Origin of the sequence: Agrobacterium sp. CMT1, assembly GCF_037203725.1 — a bacterium.
Lineage (GTDB): Bacteria > Pseudomonadota > Alphaproteobacteria > Rhizobiales > Rhizobiaceae > Agrobacterium > Agrobacterium pusense.
This window is the reverse complement of sequence record NZ_JBBCAR010000018.1, coordinates 64,161-81,349: the sequence shown is the minus strand read 5'-3', so window position 1 is coordinate 81,349 and position 17,189 is coordinate 64,161. Positions and strand designations below refer to the sequence as shown.

The window sequence follows — 17,189 nt, the reverse complement described above, 5'->3', positions numbered from 1 at the left end:
CTTGCAATGCGAATTTGGCGTTCTGCCTGGTGCCTGAACAGCCGGAAACAATATTTCCGTCTTCAATGGAAGATTCCTAGCATGAGATGGTTTCGCAAACCTAAATGCGAACCATCTCAATACTCTTTCTCGTAAAATATGCCTGCTGCGCCTTCGCCATCGCCGCCCGCTTCCCCGCGCAGCTTCACACCGCGTCCTACGTCGAGATTGATGATGGCTTTTGCGCCGGATTCGCCGCTTTGCTGCAGCTCCAGATAGGTTCTTTCGTTCAGGTATTTACCGGCGGAAACACGGGCCTGTCCTTCGGAATCGGTCGAAATATCAAGATCATCGACGCCGAGATTGCTTCTGAGCTTGTCGAACAGCGATGTGGAACGCCCGCCGGCCAGTTGAGCGGCGGCATCCGCCAACCGTGCGATCTGCAGCGCGGATAGTTTTGACATGGACTGGCCGAAGATCAGCTGTGCCATCACCTCATCCTGTGGCAGAGCGGGAGCCGAGGAGAACGCAAAGGTCGGATCGTTGGCAGTACCGGAAACAGATACGGTGATGGTCGTTGAACCAACCGTTGAGTCCGCCTTCATGTCGAGGACCGGAACGAGGCCGCCACCGAAACTGATATTTCCTGTCGTGAAATCAAGGCGGCGAGTGAGGATTTCAAGCCTGCCCCGACGCATTTCGAAGCCGCCTGAAATGACCGGAACCGCTGCCGTGCCACGGATCGTCAGATTGCCGGTCAGTTCTGCATCGATACCCCGACCGCGCACGAATATACCGCTCGGTGCATTGACCTGCAGATCGAGATTGATGGTGGACGAGCTCCCGCTTCCGCCCTGATCGGCTCCAAGCGCCTTGGCCTGCGCGCGTACCTTGGGTGGTGCGTTCTTGTGCTTGACGTCGATCTCCGTCAGTGAAGCCGGCAGCTTCTCCGGAATGGTGATGGCGCTTCTGTCCAGCGTCAGGTTGCCGCCCAGCACGGGGGAATTCAGCAACGGGCCTTTCAGCGTCAGCGTGCCGCTCACCACTGTCGTTACCAGCGTGCCGTCGTTGTAACCGGCGCGATTAAGCGTAATCGATATATCGGCAGGAAAACCCGAACCACCGGTTATGCCGACGCTGCCGATTCCCGAGATCGTTCCACCGCCTGCCAGCCTGCCGGTCAATCGGGAGATGACGGCACGATCACGGTCGAAGGTGATGGTGGCGCCCAGATCGTTAATGGTCAGGTTTCGGCGCACGTCGGTCAGGCGCGTGCCATCAGTGGTGATGCTGCCGCTAATGACAGGTGCGGAAGCGCTGCCGGAAATCTTCACGTCGATGGCGGCGGTGCCATCCACATCGAGGCCCTGCGCTGCTGTTTGTGCCGCGACGGCTGAGAAAGGCAGTCTGCCGGAAAACGCCATCGAAAGCGGACGATTGCCGGCGATACCGAGCGAGCCGCCGCCTGAAAGCGCCATGCCGCCCTGACCGGAGACATTCGTGTCGATCTGCAGGGTGCCACCGGAAAATTGACCGTTCGCCTTGATGCCGAGGGCGGCGAGACCCGCCGCGCGCGTCTGCGCGACCTCGGCATTTACCCAGTTGAGATTATAGTCGACCGCAGGGTTCGATGCCGCACCCTTGGCCTTCACCGTGCCGGAGATGCTACCCGCCGCATCCAGTCCGGTGGCAAAGGCATTTGCGAGACTTGCGGGCAGCGAACGGATATCGGCATTGATATCAAGCGTCGACCCGGCGGTGCCGTTGACCTCGACACGTCCTTCGCCCGTGATGATGGTCAAATCGGAGATCCGGGCCGTACCGTTCTGGATGGCAATGGTGGTGGGTTTTTCAAGGCGCACGGCAATGCCCTTGGGCGCGGCGGAAAAGGCGTCGAGTCTTACCGTCATGGGCGATCCGCCCGTCTCGGCGCTGCCATTCACCACCAGCGGTGCGTTGTCGTAACGACCGTTGACGTTGAACTGCGTCGTTGTGCCGGAATGACCGATTGTGGCTTTCAGGTCAGATATCGCAGCCGCGCCGGCATTGACGGTATCGGCGTTGACCTTGCCGTTGATGGCGATTGCCTGAAGGTCGTCTATTGAAATATCGGCTGCCAACCCGGAGATCGTTGTCGTGCCCTGACGGATGCTGCTGCCATTGGCTTTGATCGTCGCGGCGATCCGGCCATTGGCGTTGCTAAGGGCGATGTCGCCGGCAATATCGCCATCCGCCTGCTGCGCAGCGAGAGCGGCGAGTAGCGCAAGGTCGGGAAAGTTGAAGGAAAGATTGCCGGATGGCAGAAACTGCTGCGAGAATTGCAGTTGCCCGTTCAAGATATTCCGGCCTACCGCCACGCGCAGCTCGGGAATCGCAGTGCCGTTTTCGGTTTGCACCAATTCGGCATTGGCATCGATCTTCTGTCGGTCAAGGCTGCCGCTGGCGGTAAGTTTCGCCTGAGGAGCGGCGGGATCGGCCTTGCCTGTCGCATTGACTTGCAATGATTCAAGCGTACGTCCGGCAAGGATTGCGCTCTCGGAAGTCAGGGTCACGTTGAAATCTGGCGCTGCCAGCGCGCCGGTGGCCTCGATCGCAAAATCGGCGACGCCCTTTGCCTGTGGCGTCAACTTTTCAAGAGCGAGAAATTTACCCGTCAGGCTGGCGCTCAATGCATCGTTTTCGAGGCCGGCATTGCCTGTCGCCTCAATCGTTCCCGACTTGACGACGATGTTTTCAACGCTGGTGCGTCCACCGATGGTCACGTCGACATCACCCTGGAGGGCGATGGTGGTGTCAAACTTTTCCGCGAGAGCCGGTGGAAGGGTGGCGGGCAGCGCGAAGAGCTGCACGCTTGAGGTGAGGCGGTTGCCGGTAAGGTCGAAACTGCCGTTCAGTGTTCCGCCAACGCTGGCGCTTTCAAGCGTCGCGCTGTCAAAGCCGATGGCGGATGGGCTCAGGCGGAGCGGTGCATTGATGGTAAGCGGCGCACGCACCAGCCGATCAATATCCGGGCTGACAAAGGACGATTGCGCTACGGAGAGAGCGGTGGCGATTGTGCCGCTCCGGTCAGCGATATTGAGATCAGCGCTTTGCGCCGTCAGTTTGACGTCGTCCAGCCTGCCTTGCGGCAAAGAGAGGCTGCGCAGGGAAACGGTCGTGTCAAGATGTGCGGCGTCTGCCCCACCCTTTAACGAAAGATCGAGGCCGTTGATGAGGGCCTGCACCTCCCCATCGCTCAGCGGCCAGCGAAAATCGACGGGCCCGGCTGTGCCGATGAGGTTGGCGGCAAGGTCGTTCTGGCCGTTCGGATCAATGGTGCCGGAGGCCGTCAGCAGCAGGGTGCCGGTTTCCAGTGTACTGCTGCCGATTTCGATGCGCCCCTGTGGGGAAAGGGTGGCGTTTGCGTCGAGCTTTGTCTCACCGGCAAAAAGCTGCCGGAAGGCGGGCGGCAGAAGCAGATCGGGCTGGCCGCCACCCGCAACTTCGATGCGGCGGGTGCCATCCTCCGCGAGGAGGTGCCGACCGGTGACGTTGACAACAGGGTTACCAGCGACGTTGCCGCGCATGCTGCCGGTCCAGTTTGAAAGCGGTCCTTCGCCGTTAAGGTCGATGGCGACCGCAGGTGTGCCGGGCAGAGACAGCAGCGTGGCAAGAAGTCCGCCCTCAGGCTCCCGCATCTCCGCTTTCAGCTTCAGGACATTTTCGTTGGGAAGAAATGCGATGTCGGCGTTAACGGCCGCATCCGGGGCATTCAGCCGGTGGGCCGTGAGCGACAGTCTGATATCGTCGCTGGCGGCCTTGAGGTTGCCTTCGGCCGTCAGTTCAAAGGGGCGGCCGAGAAGGGGCTGGCCGAGACGAATATCGGGAAAGCTGAAATTGTCGATCGCTATTTCAATCGGCAGAGAGGAACTGCCGGAGCTTTTGCTCGTCGTTTCCTCCACCGGAACCGGTTGGCGCTGGACATCGATCGATCCCGCCGATACCCGGTCCGCATGGAAGGTGCCGGCAAGAAGCGAGAAGGGTGACCAGTCGACGGCGATCTGGTTTACGCGGGCATAAGGGCCCTGCCGATCCGAAAGAGTGACGTTGTCGAGCCTCAGATGCCCCGTCAAAAGCCCGCTGGGCGGAGAAATCTCGATTATCTGATCGGGTGTCGATACAAGCGATGAAATCTGCTTTGCGGCTATTCTCGCGCCCATCGGCGTAAAACCGACGAAAAAGGCTGCAAGCAACAGAAGTACCACGCCGCACAAGGCAGCGTAGCCCAGCCATTTCAGCAATCGAATCAACGTTTTCATAAAGGGTAATCTACACTCTGTTGCAAGGGTGTTCGACTGCGGCGTTTAAAAAGACTGACCGATGCCAGCATAAATGCCGAAACTGTTGCCGCCATCGTATTTGTCTAGCGGCGTGGCGACATCGAGACGCAGAGGCCCGAAGGGTGTCGCGTAACGCAGCCCGATGCCGGCGCCAGCCCGAATGTCGGAAAAGTCCGGGGTCACGTCTTCCGAGACCACACCCGCATCGATAAAAGGCACGATACCGATCGTGTCGGTGACCTTGATGCGGGCTTCAATGGAGCCAACGACATAGGAGCGACCGCCGGTCGCGTCGCCTGCCGCATTATAAGGCGATATTTCCTGATAGCTATAGCCGCGCACCGACCCGCCGCCCCCGGCATAAAAGCGGCGGGTGGTGGGGATGTCCTGCAGGTCGCTTCCGCCGACGAGCACGCCGCCCGACAGTTTTCCGGCCATGATCAGCCTGTCTTCGGCGCCCAGCCCCTTGTACCCGGTAATCGAACCTTCGAAAGAGGAGAAGAAGGTCCCGTTCAGGGCCTCATAGCTGGGCTTGGCGGCCACCGATGCACGAAAGCCTTCGGTCGGGTTGAGCTTGTCGTCGCGGGTATCGCGAACGAATTCCAGCGGAATGGATGAGGTAAGATATTCGTTCTTTCCGAAGGCGTCGTCTGTATCGGCCCACTGCACCTCCAGGCCCGCGGCAGCCGTGTCGGTATCGTTTAGTTCATAACTGAAACCGGCAGTCCCAGTCAGCGTCTTGGCTTCGTAGGTGTCCGGATGCTCGGTCTTGGCAATCAGGCTGGTCTTGAATGTCGTGCGGGGATTGAACATTCCGGGCTTCGTAAAGGTAATGCCCGCCGAATAGTCCATGCCTTCCACGCTCGATGCCTCTGCAATGCGCGAGACCGAGCCCTCGATGCGCAGAGATTCGGCCTGGCCGAACAGGTTTCTGTGGCCCCAGTAGCCCTGAAGACCAATGCCTTCGGTGGTGGAATATTGTGCGCCGACGCCGAAATAGCGGTGCTTGCCTTCGGACACTTCGATGGTCAACGGAATGGTGCCGTCGCGGGCGAGCGTTCCTGCCTCCTTGATCGTCAGGCTGGAAAAAACACCGAGCTGGCGCAGGCGATCGGCGGCCTTGCGCAGTTTTTCCGGCGAATAGGGCTCGCCGCCATTGAGGCGCGAATAGCGGCGGATGAAATCCCCATCGACGGTTTTTTCACCGGTGACGGTGACCGTGCCGAGTGGGGCGACGGGGCCGCCTTCGGCCGCCATGGTGATGTCGACAGTGTTTGTCGCGTGGTTTGCAACGGCCTCGCGTTTCGTCAGCTTGGCAAGCGGGCGGCCTTCGGCCTTCAGATCATCGATCAGCTTGTTGCCGGCGCGGATGATCGCCAGGGAGCCCGCATCGCCGCCCGTCGTCAGGCCGTATTCCTCGAGATCGCGGCCTGTGACGTCGCCTTCGAGACGGATATTGCCGAGTGTGAATTTGGGACCGGGCGTAACGGTTATGATCACGGGAACGGGCGCGCTATGGTCGAAAACCGGGTTGGGCGGCAGGTCGTCGACATTCCTCCCGGCCACGGTGACATTGACAATACCGCCATAGCGGGCGTTTTCATAAAGCGCTGCAATCAGCCTGTCCCTGTCGTCCCTTGCCTTTATCAGGAGTCCGAGATCGCCTGAGGCAGGCTTGTCCTTGTCGGCCAAAAGAAGGGAACTGTTTTCGAGGCTGTCCGTCAGGGATTTGTCGGCGTCGGGAGCGTTGAGCGTGATGGCATATTTGACGGGGTTGATAACCTCGACCTCCGGTTCTTCCGAACCCCACAGGCGCATGCCGAACAGTTTAAAGGCAAAGGCATCACGCGTAAAAGCCGGATACAGGGCGAACGTCACAGCAACCGCAAGCGCGGTGCCAGCTTTCCGATACGCAATACCTGTCTTCGGGTTAGTTCGTGTTCTTCGCATAAGCTGCTTTATGGTTGAGCCTTTATTGTCGCCCTAACCCGTTTCCTCTCCGTTAACATTGCAATTTAATCATAAATAAACGGCTTTGAGGACCCTCGGCATCTGTTTTGCAGCCCATAACGCAAAAAAGCCCCGGATGACCGGGGCTTCTGTGCAACGGTATTTCGCGAAGCGATTAGCGGCAACGTGCCGTGTAACGCTGGCCGTACTGGTCGCGGTAATAGCAATAGCCCGGCTCGGAAGCGTTGCCAATCAAAGCACCACCGACGCCACCGATCGCTGCGCCAACAGCTGCGCCACGAACGTTGCCAGTGACCGCGCCACCGATAACGGCGCCGGAAACGGCACCAATCGAAGCACCCTTTTCAGTCTGCGTGCAGCTTGCAAGCGACAGGCCGACCAGCGCAAATATGATTGCCTTTTTCATGAAACTCTCTCCAACGTTACAATGAGCTCTTTGGCTCGGTAGGCGTCCCATATTTATCTGCGGCGACTGCTACCTCCGACCGCCACAGATAACTAACAATTCGATGTCGTTTAGGGAAGCCTCCACTTAAGGCATTCCTCCGAGCGTAAATCGATTGTGCCCCAAACAACGGCGCGGCGCAAAAAAGGTTCCAAAAATCCGCTTTTTTGATGTGAATCAATTTTGCGCTTTTCATGAGCGGCTATAAACGGTTTATTGGAATGGTTCAAAACAACGGCGAATTGACGCAGTGGCGGCTAAAATAGCCCGGAAGGGTTGACGGTCCCGGCAACGAGGCAGAGAACGAGCTGGTCAATTCTGGAGCATGGCATGGACTTCGAGGCATTTTTCACGACGGAACTGCAAAGCCTGCATTCTGAGGGACGCTATCGCGTTTTTGCGGATATCGAACGCCAGCAGGGCAATTTCCCCCGCGCGACCCGGTATAACGCCAATGGTGAACGCAAGGACGTTACTGTCTGGTGTTCCAACGACTATCTCGGCATGGGCCAGAACCCGAAGGTTGTCGAAGCCATGAAAGCCGCCATTGATCACTGTGGCGCGGGTGCGGGAGGCACCCGGAATATTTCTGGCACCAACCACTATCATGTCCTGCTCGAGCGCGAACTTGCTGACCTCCATGGCAAGGAATCGGCGCTGATCTTCACCTCAGGCTATGTGTCCAACTGGGCTACCCTCGGCACGCTCGGCCAGAAGATACCTGGCCTGATCATCTTTTCGGACGCGCTCAACCATGCCTCAATGATCGAGGGCATCCGTTATGGCCGTTGTGAGCGGGTGATCTGGAAGCACAATGATCTCGAGGACCTCGAGGCCAAGCTCCAGGCCGCTGATCCGAACGCGCCGAAGCTCATCGCTTTCGAATCCGTTTATTCCATGGACGGCGATATCGCGCCGATCAGGGAAATCTGCGATCTTGCCGATCGTTATGGCGCCATGACCTATCTCGATGAAGTCCACGCTGTGGGCATGTACGGCCCGCGCGGCGGCGGCATTGCCGAGCGCGAAGGCCTGATGGATCGCCTGACGATCATCGAGGGAACGCTCGGCAAGGCCTTCGGCGTCATGGGCGGTTACATTACCGGCTCCACCGCGGTCTGCGATTTCATCCGCTCCTTCGCTTCCGGCTTCATCTTCACCACGGCATTGCCGCCGTCGCTCGCCGCCGGGGCGATTGCTTCGATCCAGCATCTGAAGGCAAGCCCTTTCGAGCGGGCCCGTCATCAGGACCGCGTGCGGAAGCTGCGTGGACTTCTCGATGCGCGCGGCATTCCGCATATGGACAATCCAAGCCACATCGTGCCGGTCATGGTGGGCGATGCTGCCAAGTGCAAATGGATATCTGATATCCTGCTCGACAGTCACGGCGTCTATGTGCAGCCGATCAATTATCCGACCGTGCCGCGTAAGACCGAGCGTCTGCGCATCACCCCGACCCCGCTGCATAGCGACGCGGACATCGAGCATCTGGTCGGCGCGCTGCATCAACTCTGGTCGCATTGTGCGCTGGCGCGTGCGGTGGCGTAAGGAAACTCTTCGGATAGGGAAATCGGGCCGCGTTTACGCGGCCTTTTCTTTGGTGGAGATGAGTTCGCCGGCATGGCGGCGGGCTTCCTCATCTGCCGCGAATACATCTTCGATCGTGCCAGCGCTGCGGCCGTCATCCATCCGGTCCATAACCGTTTCCACGATGTCCGCCATATCGAGGAAACCGATGGCGCCGTCGACGAAGGCGTGAAAGGCGGTCTCCTCGGCGGCGTTCAGGGCGGCACCCTGTAAGCCACCGCGCTCCAGCGCGGTTCGCGCCAGCCGAAGTGCCGGGAACCGTGCCTCATCCGGCGCCTCGAAATCGAGCCTCGCCAGTTTTGCGAAATCCAGCCGTTCGACGTTCAGCTGTCCGCGCTCAGGATAGGTAAGGGCGTAAGAAATGGCGGTGCGCATATCGGGAGATCCGAGCTGCGCGATGTAAGAGCCGTCGCTGTAGCCAACCATCGAATGCACGATCGACTGCGGATGGACTATTACCTCAACCTGATCCGGCCTGAGATCGAAGAGATATTTCGCCTCGATCATCTCCAGTCCCTTGTTGAACATGGACGCGCTGCCGATGGAAACCTTCAACCCCATTGACCAGTTGGGATGGGCGCGGGCGACGTCCGCCGTGACATTGGTCATTTCTTCGCGCGACCATGTCCGGAACGGGCCGCCGGAAGCCGTCAGGATGATGCGTTCCACAGCCTCTCTGTGATCGCCCGTGAGGCACTGGAAGATTGCGCTGTGCTCGCTGTCGACCGGGATCAGCCTGCCGCCACCCTGCTTGACCGTGCGTACAAAAACATCGCCCGCCGAAACGAGGCACTCCTTGTTGGCGAGGGCGATATCTGCGCCACGCTTGGCCGCAGTCACCGTGGGGGCCAGACCCGGGGTTCCGGCAATGGCCGCCATCACCCAGCCGGCATCCATCGAAGCCGCCTCTTCAAGACCGGATTTGCCTGCCGCGGTCTTTATGCCCGTTCCTGCGAGAGCGGACTTGAGGTCTTCGTAGTTGTCGTCCTCGGCGGTAACGGCAAGCTCCGCGCCGAATTGTCGCGCCTGCTCCGCCAGAAGGGCGATATTCCCGGCGCCGGTCAAAGCCACGATCTCGAATTGGCCCCTGCCGCCCAGTTGACGGACCACATCCAGCGTATTGGAGCCGATCGAACCCGTCGAACCCAAGATCGTCAGCTTGCGGGGCATTTCACTGGCATTCGTCATTTTCAGTCCGTCGGTCCGTTGCTGGTCGCAATTCTTCGGGCGTGCCGTTCTCCCGAAGGTACTGCACGTTTTCGGGCTATATGCTTTAGCCTCTACCCGCGAAAACAAGCCATAACAAGGACAAAGCCAGCCTATTGTTTTCGCGGATGGCAAAGCCATATGCAAGAAAAACGATGAGAGGATATTGATGCGGCGTTTTCTCGTTTCCAGCGGATGGATTTTTGCGGCGAGCCTTGTGCTGGTTGCGGCCTTTGTCCCTTTTGATCCGCGCCTCTCGGAAAGCGCGCAAGCGTTGCCCGGTGCAGTGGTGTCCTTTAATCGTGCGATTACCGATTTCGGAACTTTCCGCTGGATGCTTTATTCCACCGGCGCGCTGGCCATTCTCGCCTATGTCGCGGCGCGGGTTCTCAGCGCGCAGACCTATCATGGCCGGTTGCGGACAGCGTGGCGGCTTCTCTCCTATTTCTTTCTGACAATCGGGACCGCGAGCATTCTCGTTCATACGCTAAAGTTCCTGATCGGCCGGGCGCGACCGGAGCTCCTTCTGGAAATGGGGGCGTATAGCCTCACACCCTTCACCGGAGACAATCTTTATGAAAGCTTTCCTTCCGGCCATTCCACGGCTGCCGGGGCGTTTTTCGGTGTCTTTGCCATGCTTATGCCGCGCTTTCGCTGGGCGTTTCTTCTGCTTGCCCTTGTGATCGGCGTCTCACGTGTCATTGTCGGCGCACATTATCCGAGCGATGTGGCGGCCGGGCTGCTGCTCGGCATGTGGACGGCCATGGCCTTCGCCTTTATCTTCGCCAGGTCCGATATGTTGTTCCGGTTCGACGCACAGGGGTGGCCGCAACCGAAAAACGTGGCCTTACCTGCGCAAAAGACTTGATGGTGGTGGGGGATCGTATGGTTGCCTGGGGCCTTGACGCCGAAATGCCAGAGCGGAAGCGGATCATCACAAGGGTTGCCATTGCCGGCGCTGGCCCTGCCGGGCTCATGCTCGGGCTCCTCCTTGCGAGAGCAGGTATCGATGTCACCATCGTTGAAAAGCATGGCGATTTCCTGCGCGATTTTCGGGGCGATACCATTCATCCTTCCACTCTCGATATTGTTGAGCAGCTAGGCTTCATTCGGGAGTTTCTGGCGCTGCCGCATACGAGAGCGCAGAAACTTCATGCCGAGATTGCGGGTCAGACGGTCACCATCGCCGATTTTTCCCGGCTGCCTGCGAGAAACCGTTTCATCGCCTTCATGCCGCAATGGGATTTCCTAAGCTTTCTTGCCGGCAAGGCAGGGCAATATGAGAATTTCACGCTGCTCATGAATGCAGGTGTCTCGGGTCTGCGCGAGCGCGATGGCGTTGTTGCGGGTCTCGTGGTGGATACGTCCGACGGGCCGCTGGAGATCGATGCCGAGCTCGTGATCGGGGCGGATGGCCGCAATTCAATCGTGCGGGACAAGGCAGGTCTGTTGGTGGAAAGCTTCGGGCAGCCGACGGAGGTTCTCTGGATGAAACTATCCAGGCAGCCGGGCGATCCGGCGGAAACCATGGGGCATGCCGGCCCCCAGCAGGGTTTCGTCCTGATAGATCGCGGCGATTATTGGCAGTGCGGTTTTGTGGTCCGCCGCGGAACCTTCGCCGAGATGAGGGTTCAGGGTATCGCAGCGTTCCGCGATGCGGTGGCGAAAGTGTGCCCGCTGCCGCAGGAACGGCTTCTCGAACTTCAGACCTTTGAGGATGTGCATCTGCTGACGGTCAGGATCGACCGGCTGAAGCGGTGGTGGAAGCCTGGCCTCATCTGCATCGGTGACGCGGCTCACGCCATGTCGCCCATTGGCGGCGTCGGTGTCAATCTTGCCATTCAGGATGCCGTTGCCGCCGCAAATATTCTCATTCCCGTTCTTGCGCGGGGCGAAAAGCCAGGCGAGCGGGAATTGATGGCCATCGAAGCGCGGCGCTCATTTCCGACAAAGGCGACACAAAAGCTGCAATTGATGATGCGCAGCAGCCGGAAGAAGGATCAGGGCAATAGCCGCAAGGCGAAAGGGCCCCCCGCTTTCGTGCGCATGATTGCCCGCGTTCCGCTTCTCGCCCATCTCGCCGGCCGTTTGATCGGCCTCGGTTTCCGACGGGAGAAGTTGACCCGTTGATCCTTTGGTGGCGTGCAAGCGTCCGCTCAGGCCTCTTCGATCACCCGTGCATGTTTAAGCCCGAGAACGGCCGAGCCGATCAGTCCCGGTTCAATCCTGCAGATGGCAGGCACGACCAGCGGCCGGGCGAAGCGACGGAGAATTCGGGCTCTGACCGCTTCATCCAGTGTGGCAAGCAGTTCCCTGGAGTTTGACAGGCCGCCGCCGACCGGCACGATGGTTGCGCCGGTGACGTTGATCACCATCGCCAGCGGCGAAGCGAGAATATCGACAAGGATATCGATGGTTCTTGCGGCGTCCGGGTTGCCGCCCAGCCAGGCTGCGATGATCTCCTCGCTGGTCATGTCCTGCCGGTGGAGATGCATATGAAGCTTTTCCATGCCGCGGGCGCTGCCAATGGCATCGACACAACCCGTGAGACCACAGCCGCATTCGAACCGAGGCAACTCGACCGGCGGGTTGCCGGCCCGCGTCGCAGCCACGGGTCCGTGGCCCCATTCGCCGGCGAAGCCACCCTCGCTGTTGATGAGACGGCCGTCGATCACCAGACCTCCGCCGACACCGGTTCCGAGGATGACGCCAAAAACCACGCGATGACCCCGCCCGGAACCGATCTCCGATTCAGCCATCACGAAACAGTCGGCATCGTTGGAGACGATGACAGGAAGGCCCAGCGCCTGTTCCAGTTCGTCCTTCAGCGCGCGGCCATGAATACTTGGAATATTGGCGACAGTGGCCCTGCCGGTGTCGGCATCGATGACGCCGGCAATCGACAGCGACACGCAGGCGGGTGTGCCGCCACTATTGTCGATGACGGATTTCAGGCCAGCGGCAAAGTCTTCAAAGCTGGTCTTTGGAGTCGGGATGCGCGGCACGGGGCGAATATCGTCAGGAGCGTAAGCAATCGCGCCCTTGATGGTCGTTCCGCCTATATCGAAACAAACGATCATAATTCAGCCTCCAGAGCGAGCGGCATCGTGGATCTTTTCTCCGCCGATCCATGTCGAATGCATCTGAAGGTCAGGTGTAAGCATGACCAAATCCGCATCGAAACCAGGCAGAAGTCTGCCTTTGCCAGAAGCGCCGATCGCCTCGGCAGGATAGGCTGACGCCATTCTCAAGGCCTCTTCCAGCGGCGCGTCCAGCTTTTCGTGCATGAAGCGAATGCAGGAGAGCATATCGATATCCGCCCCCGCCAGCGTACCGTCTTCAAGCGTCAGCCGGCCGCCGTTGCGATAGACACGCCTGCCATTCAGTTCAAAACCATCATCGTCGGTGCCGATAGTCGACATGGCATCAGTGACGAGGAAGATGTGGGCCGGGCCATTCTTTGCGCGCAGCGCAATGCCCATCGCGGCCGGATCGACATGGAAACCGTCGGCGATCAATCCACAATCGAGCTTGCCGTTTGAAAGTGCCGCCCCCACGAGCCCCGGCTCGCGATGACCGAGCGGGCTCATGGCATTGAAAAGATGTGTGACCATCGAAGCACCTGCTTCGGCATAGGCAGTCACCATGTCGAGTCCTGTGTCCGTGTGGCCGAGACTGACGACGATGCCGGCTTCTGCCAGCGCCTTGACCTGTTCCAAGGTTACATTCTCTGGGGCAACGGTCGTCATCACGAAGGGGAGTTTTGCCTTGCATCCGGTCAGCACCGCCAGATCAGGCGCTTCCATTTTGCGGATCAGTGCCGGATCATGTGTGCCCTTGCGGGTAACCGAAAGATGCGGACCCTCGAAATGCAGTCCGAGAAAACCGGGCACCCTTTCTCTTTGGGCGTCAATGCCCGCTTCGGCGGCTCGCAATGTGATATCCGGCCGGTCGGTGATGAGCGTGACCATCAGCGCCGTGGTGCCGAATTTCGCATGGGCGGAGCAGATCCGGGCTATTCCTTTCGCATCCGGCTGGTTATTGAACATCACCCCACCGCCGCCGTTGACCTGAAGGTCAATGAAGCCAGGCGTGATCAGCAATCCTGGCGCGTCGATGATCTCGGCTTCTGCCGGTGCGGACATGCGGCCACTGATGTCGCCGACACGGCCATCCACGGTCACGAGCACCCTGTCGTCGTGCCATGCGGCACCATCGAAAATGCGGGCGCCGACAAATGCCTTGATGCCGCTCATTGAGTTTCCGTCACCTTCTTCAACGCCACCGGCGCATCCGGGTTGAAGCCGCGCAGGCGCGACAATTGCTCGATGAAGCCGTAAAACGGCGCGATCAACAACAATGCATCGGTCAGCGGATGGTTGGTTTCCACGAAGGGCAGGGACTTGGCGGGGCTGCCTTTTGAGGATGTAACGAAAACATTGGCGCCCTTGCGGGAGAGATTTGCGGCAATTTCCGTCACGGAGGTCTCGGCGCGGTCACGGGCGGCAAAGGCGATCACCGGAAATCTCGGCGCGACCAGCGAAACCGGGCCATGCATGACTTCCGCCGACGAATAGGCTTCCGCGTGCAGTTCGCAGGTTTCCTTGCATTTCAGCGCGGCTTCCGCGGCGATGGCGAGAGCAGGACCACGGCCAAGCATATAAAGCGATTCCTCACCCTTGACCGCCTCGCCGATGTGGCTCCAGTCAAGGGCGACGGCTCGGGCGAAATTCTGCGGCAGGGCGCTGATCGCCTTGGCAAGCAGGTTGTCTTCCGTCCATTCCGCAAGGATCGCGAGACCGGCAACGATGGAGTTGACGAAGGATTTGGTGGCAGCCACGGCTTTTTCCGGGCCAGCCTGTATATCGATCGCGTGATCGGCGGCATCGCCGAGCGCAGATGGCAGGGTGTTGACGAGCGAGAAAGTGAGCGCGCCGCCATCGCGCGCACTTTGCGCCAAGGCGACGATATCCGGGCTCTTGCCCGATTGCGAAACGGCAATGGCCGCCGCCCGTTCCAGCCGCAGCTTCGTCTGGTAGATGGAGGCGAGCGACGGGCCGAGCGAGGCGACCGGAAGCCCGGTCTGCAGTTCGATGGCATATTTCAGGAAATGGGCGGCGTGATCGGAAGATCCACGGGCGATTGTGACGATAACGGCCGGATCACGGGCCTTCAGCTTGGCGCCGGCTTCCTGGAAGTCCGAATTGGCATTGTCGAGCAGGCGGGCGACTGCATCGGGAATCTCATCGATTTCCTGGCGCATCAGGGTTGTCATTGTTTCTGTCCTTGATCACTGGTGGTCACTCGGGGCCCATCGTCAGTTCGGCGACGAGGTCATAGGCGTCGCTGCGGTACAGCGCACGGGATATTTCCATAAGGCGCCCGCTTTCCAGATAGGCCATTCGCTGAACGGAAAGCGCTGCCGAGCCCGGCGGAACGCCAAGCAGCAGGGTTTCTTCATCGGTAAGGTTACGGGCAGAGATGCGCTGGATGGCGCGCACCGGGCGAATGCCACTTTTCTCAAGCTCAAGATAGAGCGAATTTTCGACCTGTTGCGGGTCGGGCAGAATATCGCCTGGCAGGCTCGTGACTTCGAGCGCGATCGGCTGGTCATTGGCAAGGCGCAGACGGGTGAGCCGCGCCACCATGGCCGATTGTGAAAGGCCAAGCGCCATCATTTCGTCGCCGGTGGGGTGAAAGAGGCCTCTGTCCAGCCATCGGGTGCTCGCCGTCATGCCACGCCGGCGCATGTCCTCCGTAAACGAAGTGAGCTTGGTCAGAGGCTGTTGCATGCGGGTGATCGGCTTGACGACAAAGGTACCGGAACCGTGCCGCCGGACGAGGAGGCCGTCGCGCACGAGGTCATCCACAGCCTTGCGCACCGTGACGCGGCTGACGCAGGCACTTTCCGCAATGTCGCGCTCTGGCGGCAAGGCATCGCCATGTTTCAGGCGGCCACCATTGATGGCGTCTTCAATCGTCTGGCGCAGCTTTAGGTAAAGCGGGCCGCCACCCGATTGCAGATCCTCCAGATTAAGCGCTGCCCCGTTCATCCATAACCTCTGTTACAATACGATATGGCTGCTTCTGGCTATACCACACAAGTCGCCATCAGCAATACCAAAATAGAACCATTGGCGAACTTGTATTATTAATCGGAGCTTTTTTCGTTCTAATGCCTCAATTTAAGGCCTTATGATCGAAATTTCCGCATTAACCAAAAAAATTTTCTGAGCATTGTAATTGCTCTAGACGATTGGCATTTTTTTGGTATTGTTTTGGCATCGGTTGCCGGTGAATAGCTGTTGCGCGTCCTGCCGGCCTGGAAGAATCGGTTTCATATCCGCGACTTGCCAGAGTAAATCGAATTTTGCTTGACCGTTTTGAAAACTAATTTCATCATGGTTGGAAATTATCGCAGATAACTGAATAGCCAGCGGAGAATTGGCTGAGTCTGCGAAAATTATTTACGAATGAGCAGGGAACAAAGTTCATGAAGGTGGGAATTATCGGACTCGGATTCCGTCTCGGTTATCTGGGCTACGTTTTTCATGAGATCGACAAGGATTTCGAGATCGTCGGTTATGTCGATCCGGCGCCGGCGGGCCTGCCGGGTCTCAAGGAAAAGGGGATCTCGGCCGGCAAGGCTTACGACAGCCCCGAGGCCTTGATCGCCAATGAAAAATTCGATCTCCTGATGATCGGTTCGCCGAACCACATGCATCTCGACCATATCCGCATTGGTCTTGAGGCGGGTTGCACCATCTTCTCCGAAAAGCCGATCGTCGTCAGCATCGAGGAAAGCCTCGAACTTGCCCGGCTCCTCAACAAGCATGGTCACGAGCGGTTGCTGGTGGGTCTCGTTCTGCGATATTCGCCGCTTTACCGCGATCTGCGCGCCGCACAGGCTGAAGGTAAGCTTGGCGATGTCGTTTCCATCGAGGCTTCCGAGCATATTCCGCCCTATCACGGCGCATTCTTCATGCGCGACTGGCGGCGTTATGAGCACTATTCCGGCTCGTTCATGCTCGAAAAATGCTGCCACGATCTCGATCTCTACAATGGTGTTGTCGGCGCGCGACCCCGTTTCGTATCGAGCTTTGGCGGGCGCAAAAGCTTCACGCCGGCCAATGCGCCGCAGAATGATGGCATCAACGACATGGAGGTTTACCATCGCAAGCCGAGCGGCTGGATGGGATCCGACAAGGTTTTCGACAGCGACGGCGACATCATCGATTATCAGACGGCGATCGTCGAATATGAAAACGGCGCTTCGCTTGCTTTCCATACCAATCTCAACGTTCCCGATGATTTCCGCCGTTTCTGCGTCATCGGCGCCAAGGGCATGGCGGAGGGCGATTTCGTGCGCGGTTTTCTCAACGTGCACAATGCCCGCACCAATGAAAAGACCATGGCCAAGACCTATTCGGCGGCAACCACGCTCTCGCAGCATTATGGTGCGGACGAGCAGATGGCGGGGGATGTCATCGCCCATGTCGTAGAGGGCGCGCCGCTTCCGGTTTCCGCGCTCGACGCAATCGAGGCCGGTATTCTGGCGCTTGCGATGGATGAAGCGCGTCATGGCCGCAAGGTGGTCGATCTGAAGCCGGTTTGGGAGGCATATGATCTGGCCCTGCATGGGCAGCCGAAATCCCCTGCCGTGAAAACGGCTTGAGGGGCGG

The 17,189-nt window shown here is 59.1% G+C and carries 12 protein-coding genes; 4 read left to right on the top strand and 8 right to left on the bottom strand.

Annotated features, from left to right (window positions below):
* Positions 1–116 precede the first annotated feature (116 nt).
* The 3 genes from WA845_RS21605 to WA845_RS21595 all read right to left on the bottom strand — a co-directional run bounded on the left by WA845_RS21605 (position 117) and on the right by WA845_RS21595 (position 6,675).
* Positions 117–4,277 carry a translocation/assembly module TamB domain-containing protein gene (locus tag WA845_RS21605; protein WP_112553212.1) on the bottom strand — a complete coding sequence of 1,387 codons (4,161 nt, stop codon included), beginning with the start codon at positions 4,275–4,277 and terminating at the stop codon, positions 117–119.
* 45 nt (positions 4,278–4,322) lie between these two features.
* Positions 4,323–6,248, bottom strand: coding sequence for a BamA/TamA family outer membrane protein (locus WA845_RS21600; protein WP_112553214.1), 1,926 nt, complete (start codon positions 6,246–6,248; stop codon positions 4,323–4,325).
* Positions 6,249–6,423: 175 nt separating this feature from the next.
* Entirely contained in the window at positions 6,424–6,675 is a 252-nt protein-coding gene (locus tag WA845_RS21595) for a YMGG-like glycine zipper-containing protein (protein WP_004443753.1), read from the bottom strand.
* Positions 6,676–7,044: 369 nt separating this feature from the next.
* Here WA845_RS21595 and hemA point away from each other — a divergent pair, with 369 nt between their 5' ends.
* On the top strand, positions 7,045–8,262 hold the full coding sequence (gene hemA / locus WA845_RS21590) for a 5-aminolevulinate synthase (RefSeq protein WP_004443751.1): 1,218 nt from the start codon (positions 7,045–7,047) through the stop codon (positions 8,260–8,262).
* Between the two features lie 33 nt (positions 8,263–8,295).
* Here hemA and dxr read toward each other — a convergent pair whose 3' ends face one another.
* A complete protein-coding gene (gene dxr / locus WA845_RS21585; protein ID WP_112553216.1) occupies positions 8,296–9,489 on the bottom strand; it encodes a 1-deoxy-D-xylulose-5-phosphate reductoisomerase in 1,194 nt (397 codons plus the stop codon).
* Between the two features lie 187 nt (positions 9,490–9,676).
* Here dxr and WA845_RS21580 point away from each other — a divergent pair, with 187 nt between their 5' ends.
* Both WA845_RS21580 and WA845_RS21575 read left to right on the top strand, forming a co-directional pair.
* Positions 9,677–10,375: a phosphatase PAP2 family protein gene (locus WA845_RS21580; protein ID WP_077987018.1), complete on the top strand. Its 699-nt coding sequence runs from the start codon at positions 9,677–9,679 to the stop codon at positions 10,373–10,375.
* 17 nt (positions 10,376–10,392) lie between these two features.
* Positions 10,393–11,637: an FAD-dependent oxidoreductase gene (locus WA845_RS21575; protein WP_443111973.1), complete on the top strand. Its 1,245-nt coding sequence runs from the start codon at positions 10,393–10,395 to the stop codon at positions 11,635–11,637.
* Between the two features lie 26 nt (positions 11,638–11,663).
* Here the strand turns inward: WA845_RS21575 and WA845_RS21570 are convergent, their stop codons facing one another.
* The 4 genes from WA845_RS21570 to WA845_RS21555 are packed head-to-tail and all read right to left on the bottom strand — an operon-like array spanning position 11,664 to position 15,560.
* Positions 11,664–12,587, bottom strand: coding sequence for an ROK family protein (locus tag WA845_RS21570; RefSeq protein WP_006698215.1), 924 nt, complete (start codon positions 12,585–12,587; stop codon positions 11,664–11,666).
* 3 nt (positions 12,588–12,590) lie between these two features.
* Positions 12,591–13,763 (bottom strand): N-acetylglucosamine-6-phosphate deacetylase, encoded by a 1,173-nt coding sequence (nagA, locus tag WA845_RS21565; RefSeq protein ID WP_337322571.1) that lies wholly within the window; start codon positions 13,761–13,763, stop codon positions 12,591–12,593.
* Positions 13,760–14,782 (bottom strand): SIS domain-containing protein, encoded by a 1,023-nt coding sequence (locus tag WA845_RS21560; protein ID WP_004443735.1) that lies wholly within the window; start codon positions 14,780–14,782, stop codon positions 13,760–13,762. Before WA845_RS21560 ends, nagA begins: the two co-directional genes overlap by 4 nt.
* A gap of 25 nt (positions 14,783–14,807) precedes the next feature.
* Positions 14,808–15,560, bottom strand: coding sequence for a GntR family transcriptional regulator (locus tag WA845_RS21555; RefSeq protein WP_006698212.1), 753 nt, complete (start codon positions 15,558–15,560; stop codon positions 14,808–14,810).
* A gap of 440 nt (positions 15,561–16,000) precedes the next feature.
* On the opposite strand from WA845_RS21555, the gene WA845_RS21550 reads away from it, so the two are divergent.
* Positions 16,001–17,182: a Gfo/Idh/MocA family oxidoreductase gene (locus WA845_RS21550; protein ID WP_112553222.1), complete on the top strand. Its 1,182-nt coding sequence runs from the start codon at positions 16,001–16,003 to the stop codon at positions 17,180–17,182.
* Positions 17,183–17,189: the final 7 nt, after the last annotated feature.

Bases quoted from the DNA above. Each gene is read 5' to 3' on its own strand.
- WA845_RS21605 (WP_112553212.1), bottom strand. From the start codon at position 4,277: ATGAAAACGTTGATTCGATTGCTGAAATGGCTGGGCTACGCTGCCTTG.
- WA845_RS21600 (WP_112553214.1), bottom strand. From the start codon at position 6,248: ATGCGAAGAACACGAACTAACCCGAAGACAGGTATTGCGTATCGGAAA.
- WA845_RS21595 (WP_004443753.1), bottom strand. From the start codon at position 6,675: ATGAAAAAGGCAATCATATTTGCGCTGGTCGGCCTGTCGCTTGCAAGC.
- hemA (WP_004443751.1), top strand. From the start codon at position 7,045: ATGGACTTCGAGGCATTTTTCACGACGGAACTGCAAAGCCTGCATTCT.
- dxr (WP_112553216.1), bottom strand. From the start codon at position 9,489: ATGACGAATGCCAGTGAAATGCCCCGCAAGCTGACGATCTTGGGTTCG.
- WA845_RS21580 (WP_077987018.1), top strand. From the start codon at position 9,677: ATGCGGCGTTTTCTCGTTTCCAGCGGATGGATTTTTGCGGCGAGCCTT.
- WA845_RS21575 (WP_443111973.1), top strand. From the start codon at position 10,393: ATGGTTGCCTGGGGCCTTGACGCCGAAATGCCAGAGCGGAAGCGGATC.
- WA845_RS21570 (WP_006698215.1), bottom strand. From the start codon at position 12,587: ATGATCGTTTGTTTCGATATAGGCGGAACGACCATCAAGGGCGCGATT.
- nagA (WP_337322571.1), bottom strand. From the start codon at position 13,763: ATGAGCGGCATCAAGGCATTTGTCGGCGCCCGCATTTTCGATGGTGCC.
- WA845_RS21560 (WP_004443735.1), bottom strand. From the start codon at position 14,782: ATGACAACCCTGATGCGCCAGGAAATCGATGAGATTCCCGATGCAGTC.
- WA845_RS21555 (WP_006698212.1), bottom strand. From the start codon at position 15,560: ATGAACGGGGCAGCGCTTAATCTGGAGGATCTGCAATCGGGTGGCGGC.
- WA845_RS21550 (WP_112553222.1), top strand. From the start codon at position 16,001: ATGAAGGTGGGAATTATCGGACTCGGATTCCGTCTCGGTTATCTGGGC.